Origin of the sequence: Frankia alni ACN14a (genome assembly GCF_000058485.1) — a bacterium.
In the GTDB taxonomy this organism is placed as follows: domain Bacteria; phylum Actinomycetota; class Actinomycetes; order Frankiales; family Frankiaceae; genus Frankia; species Frankia alni.
The window spans coordinates 2,110,341-2,126,168 of the sequence record NC_008278.1 but is presented as its reverse complement, the minus strand read 5'-3'; the positions used below and the strand labels follow the sequence as shown (position 1 = coordinate 2,126,168).

Sequence of the window (15,828 nt, the reverse complement as noted above, 5' to 3'; positions counted from 1 at the left end):
CCGTCAGGCGACCGGGCTCAGGCCACCGTCGAGGTTGACGGCCGTGCCGGTGATGTAGGCGGCCCGCGCGGAGAGCAGGAAGGCGACGAGGTCGGCGAACTCCTGCGCCCGGCCCACCCGGCCCAGCGGGATGTTGGAGTCGCGGCCCATCCGCGCGTAGAGCTCGTCGATCCCGATGCCCTGCGCGGCCGCAGCCCGGTCCCACTGACCGCTCTCGACCATGCCGATGAGGATCGCGTTGACCCGCACGTTGTCCGGGCCGAACTCCTTGGACAGGGCCTTGGTGAGCGCGAGCCCGGCGGCCCGGGTGACCGACGTCGGCATGGAGCCCGCCCCCGGCGTCCGGGCGGTGATCGACAGCGAGTTCACGATGCTGCCGCCGCCCGCCCGGCGCAGGTGCGGCAGCACGAGCCGGGACGCCCGGACCGCCGCGTGCAGCTTCAGGTCGAGGTCGCCCTGCCAGACCTCGTCGGTCTGGCGTTCGAACGGCCCCGCGGAGCTGGCCCCGGCGTTGTTGACCAGGGCGTCGACGGCGTCCCACCGCTCGGTGGCGGCGGCGACGAACCGTTCGAGGTCGGCCGGTTCGCGGACGTCGGCGACCACCGGCAGGACCTCCCCGCCCGCACCGCCCGCACGGCCAGCATCGCCCGCCGCCTCGGCGACCGACCGCAGCCGCGCCTCGTCCCGACCGCAGAAGGCCACCCTGGCCCCCTCGGCGGCCAGCGTCCGCACCAAGGCGGCGCCGAGGCCGTCCGAGCCGCCGGTCACCAGCACGACCCGGCCCGCAAGCTGCAGATCCATCCCGCTCCTCTGTTCGCGGCCGCCGTCCTGCCAGCCACCCCGCTGACGCCGGCCGTCCCGCTGACGCCGGCCGCCGACGAAGACCGCCGTCCCTCTGTCCCTACTGAAGGTAGTGCTCGACCTGGGAGACGCTGCCCGGCTCGGCGCCCTGCGGATCCTGGCCGGCGTCGCGCCGGGCGCGGCGGCGGCGCAGCAGATCCCAGCACTGGTCCAGCGCCTGCTCGAGGCGCTCGAGGCGCTCGTGCTCGGTCTCGGCGTCGATCTCGCCGCGGGCGCGGCGGCCCCGCAGCTCGTGCTCCTCGGCCACGAGGGCGCTGACCTGGGCGTAGATCCGCTCGTCGTCCACCCGCCCACTCAATCACGCCGACCCGAGGCCGTGGGACCGGACCACAAAGCGGACGACCTTCGCGGAACGTGATTCTCGGAATGTGAGCTGGCATACTGCTCGCGTGGAAATCGCGAGGATGCGAGCCGCGGTGTGTCATCGGCTGGGCACACCGGACGAGATCACGACCGAGCTGGTACCCAGGCCCGAACCGGGGCCTGGCGAGGCGTTGATCAGGGTACACGCGGCGGCGGTGAACCTGCCCGACGTGCTCATCGCCGCCGGCCGCTACCAGGTGCCGGTGCCGCCGCCGTTCACCCCCGGCAGCGAGTTCGCGGGCGTCGTCGTCGGCGTCGGGCCACAGGTGACGGGCGTCCGGGTCGGTGACCGGGTGGCCGGCGCGGCGATGAGCGGCGCGTTCGCCGAGTACGTCGCCGCCCCGGCGGAGTCGCTCATCCCGGTGCCGGCCGGGGTGGATCTCGCCACCGCCGCGGCGAGCTGGGTCTGCCACCTCACCGCCTACCACGCGCTGCGCTCGATCGCAGCCATCGCGCCCGGCGAGCGGCTGGTCGTGCTGGGGGCCGCCGGCGGCGTCGGGCTCGCCACGGTGGAGCTGGGCGCGCTGCTCGGCGCACGGGTGATCGCCGCGGCGTCCAGCCCGGAGAAGCTCGCGGCCTGCAAGGAGCGCGGCGCCGAGCACCTGATCGACTACGAGCGCACGCCGTTGCGCGACGCGATCCGGGCGGCGGCCGGCGGCGCGGACGTGGTCGTCGACCCCGTCGGCGGACGCTTCGCCGAGGCGGCGCTGCGCACCCTGGGCTGGGGCGGGCGGTTCATCACGGTCGGCTATGCCAGCGGGGAGATCCCGCGCATCCCCCTCAATCTGCTGCTGTTGAAGGGCATGATCGTGCGCGGCTTCGAGCTGCGCACCTTCCCCCGGTTCGAGCCGGAGCTCGCGGCGCGGGACCGGGCCGAGCTCGCCGAGCTGCTCGACACCGGCCGGGTCGCCCCGCTTATCGGCGCCCGCTTCCCGCTGGCCGACACCGGCGCCGCCCTGACCCACGTCGCCGAACGGCAGGCGATCGGAAAGGTCGTCCTGGAGATGACGGCCGGCGACGACACCGGGGACGACACCGCCGGCGAAGACCAGGACCGGCGGCCGGGGTCGGCGGGCGAGATCGATGGCTGAGGCGGCCGTCGCCGCGGCGTCCGACCAGGTTGACCGAACCGGCCAGCCCGGCCCGCCCGGCCCGCCCGGGGACGTCACGCAGGCGCAGGTGCGGCGGCTGCTCGACGCGGGGCTCACCCTGCTGATCGATCGGGGCACCTCGGAGGCGGTGCGGGTCGCGGACATCGTCGCGGCCGCGGGACTGTCCAACAGGGCGTTCTACCGCTACTTCGCCAGCAAGGACGACCTGGTCGCCGCGATCGTGGACGACGGGATGCGGCGAGCCGAGTCCTACCTGCGGCATCTGATGGACCGGGAGACCTCGCCGGAACGCCGGCTCCGGGCGATGATCGCGGGCTTTCTCCGCCAGGCGACGGACCCCGTCATCGGCGCGGCGACGCGGGCCGTGCTGGCGCAGTCGGAGCGGTCCCGGGACGTCGCCGGCAGCGCCGCGCGGGCCGCACTGGACATGATCGCCGGACTGGCGGCCGACCCGCTGGCCGAGCTGGGCGTGGAGCGTCCGCGGGACAAGGCTCGGCTGGTCGCCATCACGCTGTCCGGTGCCGTGCAGGACGTGCTCTGGGGTCGCCACGAGCGGTCGTCGCGGGCGGAGGAGGTCGCCGCCTACTGCCTGGCCGGGGTACGGGCGCCGGTCGACGCCCGCTGAGGCCACGACCACCTCCCGTCACTGCGGAGCAGACGACCACGTTGCGTCACCATTCGCTGGTGGCGGCCCGCATGGGGGCGCGGCCGCCCGGGTATGGACAAGGCCGGGCCGCAGGGGTGGGTCGGGCCGCACGGGGTGGGTGAGGAGTCTTGGTACAGGAGCGTGCGGACCTCTTCGAGCTCCTGAACCTTGCGGTGACCGTGACGGATCTTCGCACCGGACGCCTGCGCCGGGCCAACGCGGCGGCCTGCGACCTGCTCGGCCGTTCCGAGGACGAGCTGGTCGGCACGTACTGGCAGGACGTCACGGTGCCCGAGGAGCGGGCGCTGTGGCACGAGGAGATCCACCGGCCCGGACGGCACGACCCGCCGTCCCGGCGGCTGGTCCGCCTGTGGCGCCCGGACCACAGCACCGTACACGTCCTCGTCACCTCGGCGACGGTGCCCGGACCGGCGGGACGGCAGATCCTCAGCCAGCTTCAGGACGTCTCCGACGAGATCACCGCGAACGACCGGCTGCGCCTGATCCTGGACAACACGCCGGTGTCGATGTTCCTCGTGGACCGGTCGGGATTCGTGCTCGCCAGCGAGGGCCTCATGGACGCGACGCTGTCGCGTCTCGCCGAGCACCCCGACGTCTCGGTGTTCACGCTCTTCGAGGACCTGCCCGACGCCCTCGGCCTGCTGCAGGCCGCGCTCGCCGGGCGTCCGCTGCACCACGTCATCGAGGCGTTCGGCCGCTGCTTCGACCTGCACCTCATGCCGATCGAGGGGCCCGAGGGCGAGGTGAGCTACCTGACCTGCGTGGCGACGGACGTCACCGAACACCAGCAGGCGCTGGCCACCCTGCGGACCCGCTCGGTCGAACAGGCCATGGTGGCCGACCTGGGCCAACAGGCGCTGGAGAGCCGCGACGCCGCCTCCATGTGGACCCGCGCCGCCCGGACCCTCGCCGAACACCTCGCGGCCGGCACCGTCAGGATTCACGAACTCGACGACGCCGGCCGGCGCACCCGCACCCTCGCCGACGTCTCCCCGGACGGCGTCTCCCCCGACGGCGTCTCCGTCGACGACCCGGCCCAAGCCGGCGGCGGGGCCGACGAGGCATCGTGCCCGTCACAGATTTCTGCCGGGACCGTCATGGGCGGTCACGAGCTCGTCGTCGCGGCCGGCCGGGGTGATCGTCCGTCGGCGGTGATCGAGGTGAGCCGCCGCCCACCCGCACCGGCGTTCAGCGAGCAGGACGTGCAGTTCGTCCGCTCGGTCGGCGCCGTGCTGGGAGCGGCGGCGGTGCGCCTGCGGATGGAGGACGAGATCCGCCGTCGGTCCCTGCACGACGGGCTCACCGGGCTACCCAACCGGACGGCGCTGCTCGACCGGCTGGACCGGGCACTGCGGCGGGCGCGCGGGGACGGGACCCGCATCGGCGTGCTGTTCATCGACCTCGACGGCTTCAAGACGATCAACGACACCCTGGGCCACCAGGCCGGCGACCACCTGCTGCGACTGACGGCGGACCGGCTCGAGCACGCCGTGCGGCCCGCCGACGTCGTCGGGCGGCTCTCCGGCGACGAGTTCGCCGTGCTCTGCGAGGACGTCGACTCCCCCGCGGCCATCGAGGCGATCGCCGACCGGGTGCTCGCCACCCTGGACACCCCCTGCGTGCTGCGCGAACGCACGGTCCTGCTGTCAGCCAGCGTCGGCATCGCCCTGTCCGAGCCGGAGACCGCCGACGGCGAGGATCTGCTCAACGCCGCCGACATCGCGATGTACGCCGCGAAGCGCCGCGGGCCGGGGCGGCGGCTGGCGTTCGACGAGGTGATGCGCACCCGGCTGATGGCCCAGATCACCGAGAACGACGAGCTGCGCCGGGCCGTGACCGCCGACGAGCTGGTCATGCGCTACCAGCCGATCCAGGACCTCGACCGGCTGATGGCCGGCGCGGAGGCGCTGCCGCACTGGCGACATCCACGCCGGGGGCTGGTGCCGCCCGCACAGTTCCTGCCCGATCCCGCGCAGGTCGGCCTGCGGGTGCCGATCGACCGCTGGGCCGTGGGCCGGGCCTGCCGCGCCGCCGCCGCCGCGTGGGCGGACGGACGCCCTGACGGCACGCCGCCGCCGCTGCTGACCGTGGCCGTCTCCAGCCGCTGCCTCGTCGAGGCGCGGTTCGTTCCCGAGCTGGACGTGCTGCTGGCCGCCACCGGTGCCGACCGCCGCTACCGGCTGTGCCTCCAGATCACCGAACGGGAGGTCGCCGATGACGAGACGGCGCTGTCGGCGGCCTTCGGCGAGCTGCGCCGGCTGGGAGTCGACCTCTGCGTCGACGACTACGGGTCGGCCCGGACGATGGCCTCCGCCATGAACCGGGTGCCCTTCGGCTACATCCGGCTCAACGGGACGTTCGTCGACGGCGTCGACTCCAGCCCGGTGCGCCACGCCGCCTCGGGCGCCCTCATGCACTTCGCGCACGCGCTCGGCATCCGGGCGATGGCCGGCGACGTCGGGACGGCCTCGCAGCTGGACGCACTCCGGGCGCTGCGCTGCGACCTCTTTCTCGGCCCGGTGATCGGCCCGAGCACGGCGCGGCTGCCCCGGCTGGCCGGACGCGGGGACGCGCCGGACCTCGCCCACCGCCCCGCGCCCCCGTCGCGCGAACGGTGACGACCTCGCCCGGCGGCCGACTCCCAGCGGTGACGGCCAGCGACCACCACCCCGGCAAGGTGGTGACGATGCTGTCAGACCTGCCTCGGTCACGGGGCGCCGCGAGCAGCCCGGCGTCACCTGCTCGCCCGCCGCGACGACCGCCGCGGCACGCTGCGAGGACCTCCCACCCGACGGATCCGGCGGATCACCGGCGGCGCCGGGCCGGCGTCCGTCGGGGGCGGCCGCGCGCCGCGGCGGCCCGACGGCCTCGCCACGGCGGGCAGAACCGGACCGGGCAGCAGGTGATGGCCGTTCCGGCCGGGCGCCGGCGCATCGGCTGCCCCCAGTCCGAATCTGAGGTTCAATGAGCGATGAAACGTCTAACTTCGCACATGAGATGTACGGCCGGGTTCCGGCACGACCGGGATCACGCCGCGGACATACACCTGCAAACGGGGCCTGCCCACACCCGGCGTCACGTGACATCGTTGTTAGAAATCGAGGTAGCCTCGTATGCTTGGGTGAGACGTCGCCGCGTGCGGGCAGCCGCCCCGGCGGCGGCTGCGGTGGCCGGCATGGGCGTGCTCGCCCGGCGGCCGTCGGCCGACCGGCCCGCGGGCGAGATCCCGCCGGGGCCCGTCGGCGTTCACCTCGATCCACGTATGGGCGGCGATGTCGCTTCCGCCCGGGGCGGTGGCGCCTCATCCCCCCGGGCAGTAGAAATCAGGAAAGGCGTGGCTCCCTCCGCTCCGCGAGAGGAACACGCGCGAGCGAGGAGGTCGAGAACGTGAGCCTTGTCACCAAGCCCGGTACCCGCTACCGGTCCGCCGTCGACCAGACGGAGATCATCGTGGTGAAACCCGCGAAGGGACCGATCGATCTGCGGTGTGGCGGCCATCCGGTCGTGGCGATCGGCACCGAGGCCCCCACCGGGCTCACCCTGGACCCCGCCTTCTCCGCCGGCACGCCGCTGGGCAAGCGGTTCGCCGACACCGACACCGGCCTCGAGCTGCTGTGCACCAAGGGCGGCACCGGTTCCCTGTCCATCGGGGAGGTCATCCTCGCCCAGAAGGACGCCAAGCCCCTGCCCTCCTCTGACTGACGGGTAGCCACGATGCACCTCGGGATGCTTCTCGAAATGGCCGCGGACGGCATGGCCGACCGGGTCGCGCTCGGCCCGTTGGCCTCCGGTCTGACGTTCGCCGAGCTGGCCAGCCGGGCCCGGCGCCTGGGTGCCGCGCTCGAGGCGCGGCCGGGCGAGCGGGTCGGGCTGATCGACCTGAACTCCCCCGCGGTTCCCCTGACCCTGTTCGGCTCGGCGATCGCCGGCAAGCCGTTCGTGCCGATCAACTACCGCCTGGCGGATCCGCAGCTGCGCGCCATCGTCGCCCGCACCGCCCCGGCGACGATCATCGTGGGTGAGGGTGTCGTCGAGCGGGTCGGGCCAGTCGACGGCGTCGAGTTCCTCAGCCGGGCCGAGGCCCTGGCGCTCGCGGAGGACCCCGAGGGCAAGGAGAAGGACGGCTGGGGCGGCGACGCCGACGACATCGCCGTCCTGCTGTTCACCAGCGGCACCACGGGCGAGCCGAAGGCCGCCGTGCTGCGGCACAGCAACCTGACCGAGTACATCATCTCCACCGTCGAGTACGCCGGCTCGGCCGAGGACGAGGCCGCGATCGTCAGCGTGCCGCCATACCACATCGCGGGCATCTCGGCGGTGCTGTCGTCGACCTATTCCGGGCGCCGGGTGGTCCAGCTCGAGGCGTTCGACCCGACCGCCTGGGTCACCATCGTCCGGGAGGAGTCGATCACCCACGCGATGGTCGTCCCGACGATGCTCGGCCGCATCCTGGACATCGTGGAGGCCGACGGCCTGGGTCTGCCGTCGCTGCGCTCGCTGTCCTACGGCGGCGGCCCGATGCCCCTGCCGGTCATCGAGCGCGCGGTCGGCCTGCTGCCGAACGTCGGGTTCGTCAACGCCTACGGCCTGACCGAGACCTCCAGCACCATCGCGGTGCTGGGTCCCGACGACCACCAGGCGGCGTTCGCCAGCGACGACCCGGCGGTCCGCGCCCGGCTCGCCTCCGTCGGCAAGCCGCTGCCGACGCTCGAGGTGTCGATCCGCGACGCGGTCGGCATCGAGGTGCCCGTCGGCGAGCGCGGAGAGATCTACGTGCGCGGCGGCCAGGTGTCCGGCGAGTACCTCGGCCGGGGCACGACGCTGGACTCCGACGGCTGGTTCCCGACCCGCGACGAGGGCCACCTCGACGAGGCCGGTTACCTGTTCGTCCACGGCCGGCTCGACGACGTGATCGTGCGCGGCGGCGAGAACCTGTCGCCGGGCGAGATCGAGGCGGTGCTGCTGGAGCACCCGGGCGTGCTCGAGGCCGCGGTCGTCGGGATCCCGAACAAGGAGTGGGGCGAGCAGGTCGTCGCCGCCGTCGTCACCTCCGGTGGGGTGACGGAGGAGGACCTCAAGGCGCACGTCCGCACCCGGCTGCGCTCCAGCCGGACGCCAGACCACATCCAGTTCCGCGAGGAGCTGCCGTTCAACGAGAGCGGCAAGCTGCTGCGCCGGGTGCTTCGGACCGAGCTGTCCGAGGCCTTCACCTGATCGGTTCCGCATCGCGCGCCCGCCGGTCGGCTGCGACCGGCGGGCGCGGGACGCGGACGGGGCGCGCGGCCGCGTCCCGTCAGCTTGCGGGCCTGCCACGGACGGCCGGCCCCTCGGGCGTGCCGGGGACTGACCGCTGTTCGGTGACGCGCGCCGGCGAGGACGACGAGGCGAGGATGAGCTGATCATGACTGTCGTTCCCACCGGCCCCGGTCCCGTCGGGGAGCCGGCCCTCGGCGCCCCGTCCGCCGCCGCGGCCGCCGATGTCGCCCTGCCGCTGCAGGATGTTCTCGGGGTCCGGGAGTCCGAGCCGGACGTGTTCGTCGGTGCCCGGGGGGCGCGCGCCCGCGCCGGCATCTTCGGCGGGCAGCTCGCCGGCCAGGCACTCGCGGCGGCCCAGCAGACCGCCGAGTTCCCGGCGCACTCGCTGCACGGCTACTTCCTGCAGTCCGGCGACCCGGAGATCCCGGTGAGCTACCACGTCGAACGCCTGCGCGACGGTCGCTCGTCGGCGGTGCGCCGGGTGGTCGCCCGCCAGCAGGACCGCCGGCTGTTCGAGGTGATGGCGTCGTTCACGATCCCCCGGGACGGGCTCGACCACGCCGATCCGGCCCCGCCCGACGTGCCCGATCCCGAGTCGGTCGCCGACCTGCCCAGCCATCTCGCCGCCTGGGGTTTCGGCGGCCCGCTGCCCCCGCACTTCGCGGTGCTGGACTTCCGGCCGGTCAGTGTCGTGTCTCCGCTCGCGCCGCGGGCGTATCCCCCCAGCCAGCAGGTCTGGTTCCGGGTCAGGACCGCGCTGGGAGACGATCCCCGCGTCCACCTGCAGGCGATCACCTACGCATCCGATCTGTATCTGCTGGCCACCTCGCTGCGACCGCACGGCATCGCGTCGGCGAGCCCCGGGGTGTCGTTCGCCAGCCTCGACCACGCGATCTGGTTCCACCGCCCGTTCCGCGCCGACGAGTGGCTGCTGCACGACCAGCACTCCCCGACCGCCTCCGCCGGCCGCGGGTACTCGACCGGAAAGATCTTCCGGCGGGACGGCACCCTGGTCGCGACGACCGCCCAGCAGGGCTTCATCCGCCCGCCAGCCGGCGCCGTCGGCGAGCAGCGCCCGCCGACGCGCTAGGACTGCCCCGCGCGTCAGGCGTCCGGGCCGTCCTCGTGGTCGTCGTCGGCGGTCTCGAGTTCGTGGATCCGCGCGTAGGCGCGGTTGCGCAGCCGCAGCACCACCGTCGCCAGCAGGGCTGCGGTGACCGAAGCGGTCAGCACCCCCACCTTGACGTGATCGTCGCGGGCGCTGCCGGGCCCGAACGCCAGCTCCCCGATGAGCAGCGACACCGTGAACCCGACCCCGCCGAGCAGCGCGAGCCCGGCGACGTCGACCCAGGCCAGGCCGCGCTCGAGGCTCGCCCCGGTGAAGCGGGCGACGAGCCAGGTCGTCGTGAAGATCCCGATCGCCTTGCCGACGACCAGGCCGACGACGACGCCGAGGGCGGCCCGGTCGGACAGCGCGTCGCCGAGTCCGCCGAGCCCGCCGACCGTCACCCCCGCCGAGCAGAAGGCGAACACCGGCACGGCCACGGCCGCCGACAGCGGCCGCCACCGGTGCTCGAAATGCTCCGCGAGCCCCGGTCCCGCCTGCGGTCCCCCGGCCCCCTCGCTGCGCAGCACCGGCACGGCGAAGGCGAGCAGCACCCCGGCGACCGTGGCATGCACCCCGGAGGCGTGTACGAGCGCCCAGGTGAGGACCGCGAGCGGCAGCAGCAGCCACCACGCCCGCACCCGCCGCTGCACCAGCAGCGTGAACGCCGCCAACGGGACGACGGCGGCGACCAGCGGCACCACGGACAGCTCACCCGTGTAGGCGACGGCAATGATCACGATGGCCAGCAGGTCGTCGACCACGGCGAGGGTCAACAGGAAGGTGCGCAGCGCCGTGGGCAGGCACCGGCCGACGACAGCGAGCACCGACAGGGCGAAGGCGATGTCGGTGGCGGTCGGGATCGCCCATCCCCGCAACGCCCCGCTGTGCAGGTTCAGCAGCGAGTACAGCACGGCCGGGACGGCGACTCCGCCCGCGGCGGCGGCCACCGGCACCACCGCGCGGCTCGGGTCGCGCAGGTCTCCGGCGACGAACTCACGCTTGAGTTCGAGACCGGCGACGAAGAAGAAGATCGCCAGCAGCCCGTCGGCCGCCCACTGCTGGACCGAGAGGTCCAGGTGCAGCGCCGCCGGGCCGAAGTCGGTGGCCAACAGCGAATCGTAGGTGCCCGACCAGGGTGAGTTCGCCCAGCCGAGGGCAAGGACGGTGGCGGCGAGCAGCAGCCCCCCGCTGATCGTCTCGTCGCGCAGGATCCCCGCGATCCGCCGGGTCTCCGCCCAGGAACCGCGGGCGAACAGGCGGACACGTCGCGTCTGCGGGTTCAGCACGGTCTCCCAGCGTCCCGGGTCGGGCCGATCATCGCCGACCAGACTTCCCGGCACACCATGGTCGATCGTAGCCGAGCGCCGCTCACCTGGCCGCGTGCCGCCTGGCGGCCCACCCACGCACAGCCGCCGCCCCCGCGCTGACCATCGCGAGCATCATCGGCTGCCCGCACCGCCACCAGCCGTCCTCCCCCGCACTCCCGACATCGACGCTCCCAGCACCGACCCAGCCGACCAGCGCCGTGGCCACGGCCGTGAACCCGGCCAGCCGGGCCGCGGCTCGCCCGGGCAGCATCGGCCCGATCAGCACCGCGGGCAGCGAATCGGAGCGAGTGTCCCCCAGCGGTCGCCACATTCCACAGCGAGCAGAGCGGCGACGAAGGTCGCGCCCACGGCCACGCGCAGCAGGACCGACACCGTCGCCGCCGCCGAACCGCCCGGCCCGCCGCGCACCGGCCTCACCGACCGGGTGTTCCCGCCATCGTCAGAAATGCGCCCGAATCGTTGCGCCCGTCCCGGCCGTTCCGCTCCTCCCGGCCGTTCCGCTCCCTCCGGCCGGCGAGGTTGACTGCGGGCGCCACCCCCTCCCGGTAGGCCGCACCGTCAGGTCCGTAACGGACGGGTCGGCACAGCGCCGACGCCCCGAAACGGCGCCGGTCCCGGACCTGGTCACGCCAGATCACCAGGGCGGGCAGGAGGAACATCACGGTCAACAATGCGACGGCGAGAAGTATTCGACCCCATTCGAACTCGGATTCCACCGGTTACCCCTTCGGTCGATGAGCGTCTTCCGGCGAGCAGTCTCCGAAAAGCCCGAACTCCGAGGCCGGTCCTCTGCCGCCACCGCAGCGCCACCGGGAGCCGCATCCACCGGACGGATGTCCGAAAACGCCGAAGGCGGCCAACGAGTGCGGACCAGCGGGTGCAGCGAGAACGCGTGCCAGCGGGCACGCACCACTAGCGGCCTTCCGCGCCGCCGGCGCAGGTCCGCAGGTGGGCAGGTGGGCAGCGCCCTGCCGGCTCGCGAAACGCGACACGGCGGGTGGCCGATTCGGGGCGCGCGTCCCCGCGGCGTCAGCGCGCGGAACACCTGTCCCCGGCCAACCCGGCACTCGGCCGCGGCCCCGGGCCGATCCCAGGACGACCGGTGGCAACAAGACCGAGGTCTCGCAGACGCCGGTCGGTCGCTGCACAGGCGTCGCGAACACCAGGCAGTCGCTGCACAGGCCTCGCAAGCGCCAAACAGGCGCGCCGCGGGCTCAGCGGGCGCCGGGCGGTCCCCGGCGCGGGCCTACCTCGAGAGTGGGCGGGACGGCCGCGGCGGGCCGCGAGCGGTCCGGCGCTCGGCGGGGCCGTCGGGACGGCCGCTGCGGCGCATGGTGCGCCGCCAGCGGCCAAACCGAGGAAGGGCGAGGGCGACGGCGGCCGCGGCGAGGACGAAGGTGCTGGGATGGCCCGCCGACCAGGGCCCCGTCACCAGGGCTCGCGCATCCTGGCGGGGGGAGGTGGTCTCCGCGGGACCGACCGGGACGGCAACCGCGGTGACCGCCGGCAGCGCCCGCTCAGCCGCCTGCAGGCCCGCCGGCCGACCGCCGACGCCGGAGGTAAGGAGGCCCGTGAGCAACAGCAGCGGGGCCACCCAGGCGGCGCGCAGGCGCCGGTGCTCGAGGGTGGCCATGCGCACAGGCTAGACCAGCGGGAAGGCCCGGGCCGACCGGACCGTGAGGTGAACACCACCGCGGTCCGTCGGGGGTGTTCGCCCGGGTCGTCAGCCGGCCGGCGCCACCGTGGAATCGACCAGGGGCCGGGTCCCCTGGAAACGGAAGCTGGCCGCCGTCGTGGCGATGCGCGTCCGCTCGAACCCGGCTGCGGCGAGCCGGTCGGGCAACCGACCTGGGTCGACCGTGACCGAGGTGTCGCCGAGGTGGATGAGGCGGAAGCCGAGGCTCGTCAGGCTGTCGCTGCCCGCGAAGACCCCGCCCGGCCGCAGCACCCGGAAGGTCTCGGCGAAGAGCTGATCCTGTTTCGCCGGTGAGGGCACGTGATGCAGCATCGTGAAGGCCACCACCGTGTCGAAGGAGCAGTCCTCCGCCGGAATCCGGGTGGCGTCACCGTGCAGGATGCGCACCCGCTCGCCGAGGCTGCCGTCGAGCAGGCGCGCCGACTTCTCGTCTATCTCCAGCGCGGTCAGCGACGGCGTGAGGTTCACGAGCACTCGGGTGGTCGCGCCGAAACCGGGCCCGAGTTCCAGCACGTCCTTTCCCAGGGAGACGTCCTCAAGCGCCTACGGGAGGAATTCTTCGCCGCCGCGTCGGCCCATCGTCCGGACGCGCACAGCTTTCGGTGCACCAGATTCATCGCCATGTTCGGACCCTAGATCCGCCCGTTCGCGACGGCCATCCACTAGCCTGCCAATGTATGTGGAGCAGCGGTCACCTTCCCGGGATCACCGACGGCCGGCTTCACGGCGGCGGCCCTGGTGCCGTCGCGATCGCGGACTTTCAGATGTCGCCGAGGCACCGATTCGGCCAGCATCGCCATCTCGTCCATCAACTGGTCTGGGCGCGTCGCGGGGTGCTGACGGTCCAGGTCGAGGCGGAGGCGTGGTTCCTGCCGCCGACGCTCGCCCTGTGGATCCCCGCCGGGCTGGCCCACCTGACACGCAGCGCGGACGACGCCTGGATGCGCAGTCCGTACTTCCTGCCCACGCGCTGCCCGATCCCCTGGTCGTCGGCGACGGTGGTCGCCGTCGGGCCGCTGCTGCGCGAACTCCTCGACCATCTCGCCGTGTCCGATCAGCACCGCCGCCCGCCGCGCCGGCTATGCGACCCCGAGCGCCTTCGTCGCCGCCTTCCGCCGCACGATCGGCGTCCCGCCCGGCGTCTACTTCGCCCACCACCCCGCCCGGCACCACCCGCCCGGCAAACACGACGACCAGCCCACCTGACCCACGCCACCCGCATCCCCGGGGACCCGCCCTCGGGGTTCGGGGAGCTCAGCCCCACACACAACAATGAAGACGACCCGTTTCTCCGCCCAGCGCAGACGGGAGGATCTCGGGCTCTCCGGGCGAACGGCAGGAGTATTCGGTCTTTCCCCTGCGACCTCCGGTGACAGCAGCCCCGGAATGCCGCAGGGCCCCCGACCGTGAAACACGGCCGGGGGCCCTGTGCACTCTCAGGGCGGAATCGGAGGTCAGAAGCCGACGAGCTCGTAGAGGGTCGGTGAGACGCTGGCGGTGAAACCGGTGGTACCGATGTAGATCGCCTTGATCCGGTGTAGGCCTGCGGTGAGGGGGGCGGTGAACGCCGCGTGGCCGGTGTTGTCGAGGGTGGCGACGTTGCGAAGCGCGGGCCCGTCGACGAACGCGACGAGGCCGGTGGGGACGGTTGTGCCGGTGCCGGCCACGACGGTGGCGGTGAAGGTGACGGGCTGCGCCGTCGGGGCAGGGTTGCGGGTGGAGACGAGGCCGGTGGTGGTGCTGACGGGGCCCTGGACGCCGACCGGGCGGGTGATCGTGTCGGTGTCGAGGGTGACTGCGCCGTTGCGGGCCAGAATGCGGCCGTCCACGGTCACGCCGGTGGTGACGGTGATGGAGGTGAGGGCGAGGACGGTGCCCCTGAGAATGGAGTAGGTGCCAAGGGTCGCGGAGCTGCCGACCACCCAGAAGACGTTGGATGACTGGGCGCCGTTGAGGAGGGTCACATTGCTGGCGGATGCGGTTATCAGGGTGGACGCGGCCTTGAAGATGAAGACGGCGTTCGGGTCGCCCTGGGCATCGAGGGTCAGGGTTCCGGTGATGCCGAACGTGCCGGCCGGGGAATCGTACACACCGGGGGTTTCAGTGGTCCCGCCGAGTTCCACGGGAATCGTGGCGGTGGTGGGGGTCGCCGCGGCGGCGTCGTAGGCGGCAGCGAGGTCGTTCTTGGCCTGGATCGCGGCGCTGTCGGCGGCGTGAACGGTGCCGGTTACCCGGCCGGGCGGGAATCCGGTGACCGCGGTGCCCGGACTGAGCCCGAGATCGCCGTCGACGGTGGTGATGCCGGTGTTCGTGATCGTGGACCCAGCGAGAGTCGCGTAGCCGGCGGCGGTGCCGAGGTTGACCGTCGGGGTGGCCGCGTGGGCACCCGTGGCGCCGACCAGCCCGATCAGGATGGTTGTCGCGCCGACGACGGTGAGGGTCTTGGTGTACCGGGATCGGGCGGTCTTGCGGTGGGTTGTGGCTCGGTGGGTGGTAGCGCGGTGGATGGCGCCTGGGAGGCGGGTAGTCACCATGGGTTTCCTTAGGAAGGCCTACAGCATGGCCGATCTTTCGACCGCTCCGTAGCTTAGGGCATCCATATGGATACTTTAGGTAAGCTGTTGTAGTTTCCCAGTCGCCTGTCCTCGCGCGCAGCGGTCGTTCCCCGGGGTTCGCTGGCGCGCGGCCTACCGGCGTCGAACTCCACGGGGGCGATCAGGAAATGTACGCCGAAATGTCCAGGAGTCGGCTGTGACGACTCAGGTTGTCGGACCGAAATCGGCTGGTACGGGGCTGTGGGACTGTCTCCGCGAGTCTCAGCACACCCCGCGCGTCACCCGCGATCATGACTGCTTGGCCGCTGGGAAGAGTCACACCAGTTGTTGCGTATTCCGTGTCCGGCGAGCCGGCCCTGCCGGCTGTCGCGGGAACACTGCCGCGACAGCCTCGGCGCCGTCAGCGTGGTAAAGGCGATCGGCTTCCGACAGTGCCGCCGCGCAGGTCTGCCTCCCGCACCTCACCCGAGGGCTGTCCGGCGTAGGACGTGAAGCGTTTCGATCCGGGCACTTCCGCCCTGTTCAGTCTCACGAATCGTGGAGACACCGAGGTCGGCCGCTTTCCGCACGTGCTTCCTGGGTCAGGCCCCGCCGCCGGCGCAGGCTCTGGAGAGTGACGCCCGGTGCCGGCTCGTCCACCGCCGCACCCTCTTCTCGCCCCAAGCGCGAAAGGTCACCCACCCCCACTCACCCCACCCACGGGCAAGTTCGTGGGGGGGTTTCGGGGGGGCTCGGCCCCCCCGACAAAATAAAGAGGCGCCCTGTTTCTCCCCAGAAAGGGAGAAAACAAGACGCCCAAAGTCTCGTGGAGCTGAGGGGATTCGAACCCCTGACCCTCACACTGCCAGTGTGATGCGCTACCAGACTGCGCCACAGCCCCAA

General features: G+C 72.9%; 15 protein-coding genes and 1 tRNA gene. 7 read left to right on the top strand and 9 right to left on the bottom strand.

Annotation, left to right across the window (positions count from 1 at the left end):
- Positions 1-3: 3 nt before the first annotated feature.
- A complete protein-coding gene (locus FRAAL_RS08485) occupies positions 4-801 on the bottom strand; it encodes an SDR family oxidoreductase (RefSeq protein WP_041939027.1) in 798 nt (265 codons plus the stop codon).
- A 100-nt stretch (positions 802-901) separates the two neighbouring features.
- Complete coding sequence (locus FRAAL_RS08480) at positions 902-1,147, bottom strand: DUF2630 family protein (RefSeq protein WP_041939026.1); 246 nt, start codon at positions 1,145-1,147, stop codon at positions 902-904.
- 118 nt (positions 1,148-1,265) lie between these two features.
- Between FRAAL_RS08480 and FRAAL_RS08475 the strand changes: the two genes are divergently transcribed.
- The 6 genes from FRAAL_RS08475 (at position 1,266) to FRAAL_RS08450 (ending at position 9,349) form a co-directional block, all read left to right on the top strand.
- A complete protein-coding gene (locus FRAAL_RS08475) occupies positions 1,266-2,315 on the top strand; it encodes an NADPH:quinone oxidoreductase family protein (RefSeq protein ID WP_050997049.1) in 1,050 nt (349 codons plus the stop codon).
- The gene (locus FRAAL_RS08470; protein WP_063822615.1) at positions 2,308-2,961 is read left to right on the top strand and encodes a TetR/AcrR family transcriptional regulator; all 654 of its coding nucleotides are present in this window, start codon (positions 2,308-2,310) and stop codon (positions 2,959-2,961) included. Before FRAAL_RS08475 ends, FRAAL_RS08470 begins: the two co-directional genes overlap by 8 nt.
- Positions 2,962-3,110: 149 nt before the next feature.
- On the top strand, positions 3,111-5,621 hold the full coding sequence (locus FRAAL_RS08465; RefSeq protein ID WP_011603127.1) for a sensor domain-containing protein: 2,511 nt from the start codon (positions 3,111-3,113) through the stop codon (positions 5,619-5,621).
- Positions 5,622-6,390: 769 nt separating this feature from the next.
- The gene (locus tag FRAAL_RS08460; RefSeq protein WP_011603124.1) at positions 6,391-6,705 is read left to right on the top strand and encodes a hypothetical protein; all 315 of its coding nucleotides are present in this window, start codon (positions 6,391-6,393) and stop codon (positions 6,703-6,705) included.
- Positions 6,706-6,717: 12 nt separating this feature from the next.
- The gene (locus tag FRAAL_RS08455; protein ID WP_011603123.1) at positions 6,718-8,217 is read left to right on the top strand and encodes a class I adenylate-forming enzyme family protein; all 1,500 of its coding nucleotides are present in this window, start codon (positions 6,718-6,720) and stop codon (positions 8,215-8,217) included.
- 187 nt (positions 8,218-8,404) lie between these two features.
- Positions 8,405-9,349, top strand: a complete 945-nt coding sequence (locus tag FRAAL_RS08450; RefSeq protein WP_011603122.1) for an acyl-CoA thioesterase — start codon at positions 8,405-8,407, stop codon at positions 9,347-9,349.
- Between the two features lie 14 nt (positions 9,350-9,363).
- On the opposite strand, the gene nhaA is transcribed toward FRAAL_RS08450, so the two are convergent.
- The 5 genes from nhaA to FRAAL_RS08425 all read right to left on the bottom strand — a co-directional run bounded on the left by nhaA (position 9,364) and on the right by FRAAL_RS08425 (position 12,904).
- Positions 9,364-10,653, bottom strand: a complete 1,290-nt coding sequence (gene nhaA, locus FRAAL_RS08445; RefSeq protein WP_011603121.1) for a Na+/H+ antiporter NhaA — start codon at positions 10,651-10,653, stop codon at positions 9,364-9,366.
- Positions 10,654-10,735: 82 nt separating this feature from the next.
- A complete protein-coding gene (locus tag FRAAL_RS08440) occupies positions 10,736-10,960 on the bottom strand; it encodes a hypothetical protein (RefSeq protein ID WP_041939025.1) in 225 nt (74 codons plus the stop codon).
- 148 nt (positions 10,961-11,108) lie between these two features.
- Positions 11,109-11,411 carry a hypothetical protein gene (locus FRAAL_RS08435; RefSeq protein WP_011603119.1) on the bottom strand — a complete coding sequence of 101 codons (303 nt, stop codon included), beginning with the start codon at positions 11,409-11,411 and terminating at the stop codon, positions 11,109-11,111.
- Between the two features lie 530 nt (positions 11,412-11,941).
- A complete protein-coding gene (locus FRAAL_RS08430; RefSeq protein WP_041939024.1) occupies positions 11,942-12,328 on the bottom strand; it encodes a hypothetical protein in 387 nt (128 codons plus the stop codon).
- 90 nt (positions 12,329-12,418) lie between these two features.
- On the bottom strand, positions 12,419-12,904 hold the full coding sequence (locus FRAAL_RS08425; protein WP_011603117.1) for a class I SAM-dependent methyltransferase: 486 nt from the start codon (positions 12,902-12,904) through the stop codon (positions 12,419-12,421).
- A gap of 251 nt (positions 12,905-13,155) precedes the next feature.
- On the opposite strand from FRAAL_RS08425, the gene FRAAL_RS31475 reads away from it, so the two are divergent.
- The gene (locus tag FRAAL_RS31475) at positions 13,156-13,764 is read left to right on the top strand and encodes an AraC family ligand binding domain-containing protein (RefSeq protein WP_197537255.1); all 609 of its coding nucleotides are present in this window, start codon (positions 13,156-13,158) and stop codon (positions 13,762-13,764) included.
- Between the two features lie 81 nt (positions 13,765-13,845).
- On the opposite strand, the gene FRAAL_RS30285 is transcribed toward FRAAL_RS31475, so the two are convergent.
- Entirely contained in the window at positions 13,846-14,925 is a 1,080-nt protein-coding gene (locus FRAAL_RS30285; RefSeq protein WP_011603115.1) for an ice-binding family protein, read from the bottom strand.
- 827 nt (positions 14,926-15,752) lie between these two features.
- Positions 15,753-15,826 (bottom strand) — tRNA-Ala (locus FRAAL_RS08415).
- Between the last annotated feature and the right edge of the window lie 2 nt (positions 15,827-15,828).